This window comes from Pseudoalteromonas sp. MMG005 (assembly GCF_018101015.1).
GTDB classification, from domain to species: Bacteria; Pseudomonadota; Gammaproteobacteria; order Enterobacterales; family Alteromonadaceae; genus Pseudoalteromonas; species Pseudoalteromonas aurantia.
The window spans coordinates 1-2,645 of record NZ_JAGJEK010000057.1; the positions used below are offsets into that span (position 1 = coordinate 1).

The following is a 2,645-nucleotide window of genomic DNA, read 5'->3' on the forward strand; positions in this document are numbered from 1 at the left end:
GGGCGCTTATAGATAGCTAAAAGTATAATAAAACAATACAAGCTACTGATATTTATATTATAAAAAGATAATTATTTTTGATTATATAATATAAAAGTTATAATCAAAATCATTCTAAATAATCATCTGTTATCTGTATGTGGGTTCTAAAATAGAGTGTTTTCGATTATTTTACCACTGAACTACGTTTAGCTCTCCACTAGTAAACTAGGATCACTTTGTGCGCGAAGCGGAAGTGAATAATAAAAAAGATAAACTTCCGCAAGTGACCCGATAGAAGACATGACAGATGAGGATTACATAGTTAACTAATGCCAAAGTATTACTCTATATATTGTTATTTATGACACTGGATATCTAACCAAGGAATAATGGTTTGACTGTATTTATCTATCCATATATTTGCGGCTTCTTCTTCAGAGTAACCATCGATGACAACCAGTGCGGAAGCATCCGATATCATTGCATTATTCAAATCAATATTTTCCATTAATGAATAAACACAAGGCCAAGTTTCTTTAAGTCCTGTCCAAGCTGCTTTTTTTAACCAACCTTCTTTAATGTTTCCGCAATCTTTCGCAATGTTTTTATTTATTCCCCACGAAGGAACAGATTCACATTCAGGCGTGTACTGTGGAAATTCAACAAACTGTCCCTTTATACGTACACTTGTCCAATTTGGTGTCCAGTTTAGAATCATTATAGGTCGTTGGTCAGCAATAGCGCTCCTCAGTTTTTGCCATAATGCTTTTGCGCTGGATAAGCGTTTAATGGAAAAGTTGAGGTTTAAAGCTCGAATCAGATCAGCATCATTATAATCCCATGGGCCTGTATAAAATACGCCCTTATTCATCATCGTTCGACTAGAAAATAAAAGAGCACATTTTTTTAAACCTGTCCATTGCGGTAATTCAGGGCAGTCTTTTTCCACGTATTCTGGGTACCACCATTCCTCTCTAGCAACTGCGCTATGAGTACCGAGGTCAATGATATAATTATTATTGATCATATCATTAAATTCTTTACTCATTGATTGCTGCCACACTTCAATTTGTAAATGTACAATACCTTTGCGTAAAGCCCCCCACTGATCAGTAGCAGCTATGTTTTGATATTTAACTTCTACACCAAGTCGCTGTATTAATTTTCCTACAACGTGAGATAAAACTCTTTGACTGGACCAGTTATTTAAAGGAATTATGACCTTATCAGGCCTTGAATAATCGTTAGAATAGGATAGTTTTGAAAATGGAGCTATTAGCATGACAATCAAAAATACACATACAAATTGGTACATACTTTATCCCCTTATTTTTACTGTTATAAAATCAATATATTTTTCTGCAAATTTGATTCATAGTCGAAAGACTGATTTTTACTTGTGAAAAGAAAGAGCATATTGTTCTAAATACAGATGTCCGCTTACTTTTCTATTATGGCCTAAATTTGATATATCTCAACTAATAGACATAGTCCGTTGTGTGGCATTTGCTGACGTCTTCAGGTGGTAAAAGCTGCTACTTGTTAACCGAGTTTCGAGTATGATACTTTATTACTCTCCGTTTTGGGTTTCTCTTAAAATATTTTCAATTGCACTGATATAACCAGGTTTATATAAATGTCTTCCATTTTCATCTTTTACTCGACCATTTGGCATACATACCCAGCAACGTTCTGCAAAAGTTTTTTCTGAAATAGAATCTTCCAGCGCTACTCGTTCGGACAAGGTTAACAAACCTGTTATGGCGGGGAGTAATTCAATGGGTTGCTTACTTTCTCGTCTAATTGGACGTCGATCAACAGTTATTGACGTATGACTTTTTAATACTCTTAATTCATTACGAAACTGATTACGTTCTCTGATGATAGCTCCAATCACTGCTTTTAATGCCGGATCTTCAATTAGCATTAAAATATCTTCGTCACGTTTTGGGGTAATGTTCCTCGCACCTATTGATGGTGGTTTTTTTGTTGTAGTACCCTGTGAAGCAGCCCAAGCTTCAATTAATGTTCTATAATTATCACCTCCTTTATTACGAATTGCTTGCGGTGATGGACCTCCACTTTTAACTGATAGCCGTCCAATAGTAGCAATGGAAAAATCCATTTTCTTATTTTGGGTTTGTAACTCCAATAAATTATAAATCAAGTCGAGGCTTTTACTCTTACGGGATGTAGCTTTGTCTTTTAATTCTACCAGAAGTTTTTTAGGATCAATTTCAGTCATTTGCACAAATCAACTCAGTTTTATTAGGTTGTAATAATTCTCTCAGCTTTAATACGGGCTTTTGCCACTGAGACTCTAAAGCTTCTACTCCTTTCTCAAGTATTCCACTTTCTCTTAACGAACGTTCTGCATCTATGAGCCCACAAACTTTTTGCATTCCTTCTACTTTCCAATCAACGGGATGTGCCTGTTGCGCCATTGCCCGCATTAAGGCATTGCCCATAATAAGTTGCATGGACTCGTCCATCGTCATAAAAATAGGCTGATATCCTTCTCTCATTAATACAGTATTCAAAGTTCTCGAACGTTTTTCTATCGCTGGAGTTTTGAGTAGTTCATCAGCTTGTTCAGGATAAATTTCAGCATCTTCACAAACCCCAGAAAGTTGTAATAATTCTGAATTCGTTTCCAATAAACT

General features: G+C 35.5%; 2 protein-coding genes and 1 pseudogene. All 3 read right to left on the bottom strand.

Annotation, left to right across the window (positions count from 1 at the left end; all coding sequences use genetic code 11):
* Window positions 1-337 precede the first annotated feature (337 nt).
* Window positions 338-1,297, bottom strand: coding sequence for an ABC transporter substrate-binding protein (locus J8M01_RS23635; RefSeq protein ID WP_247671264.1), 960 nt, complete (start codon window positions 1,295-1,297; stop codon window positions 338-340).
* 255 nt (window positions 1,298-1,552) lie between these two features.
* Window positions 1,553-2,227, bottom strand: a complete 675-nt coding sequence (gene gmtX, locus J8M01_RS23640; protein WP_247671265.1) for a gamma-mobile-trio protein GmtX — start codon at window positions 2,225-2,227, stop codon at window positions 1,553-1,555.
* Window positions 2,220-2,645, bottom strand: a pseudogene (locus tag J8M01_RS23645) (integrase); the annotation flags it as partial. The gene gmtX and the pseudogene J8M01_RS23645, both read right to left, overlap by 8 nt.

Excerpts from the sequence above, each read along its gene's own strand:
- J8M01_RS23635 (WP_247671264.1), bottom strand. The coding sequence starts at position 1,297 with ATGTACCAATTTGTATGTGTATTTTTGATTGTCATGCTAATAGCTCCA.
- gmtX (WP_247671265.1), bottom strand. The coding sequence starts at position 2,227 with ATGACTGAAATTGATCCTAAAAAACTTCTGGTAGAATTAAAAGACAAA.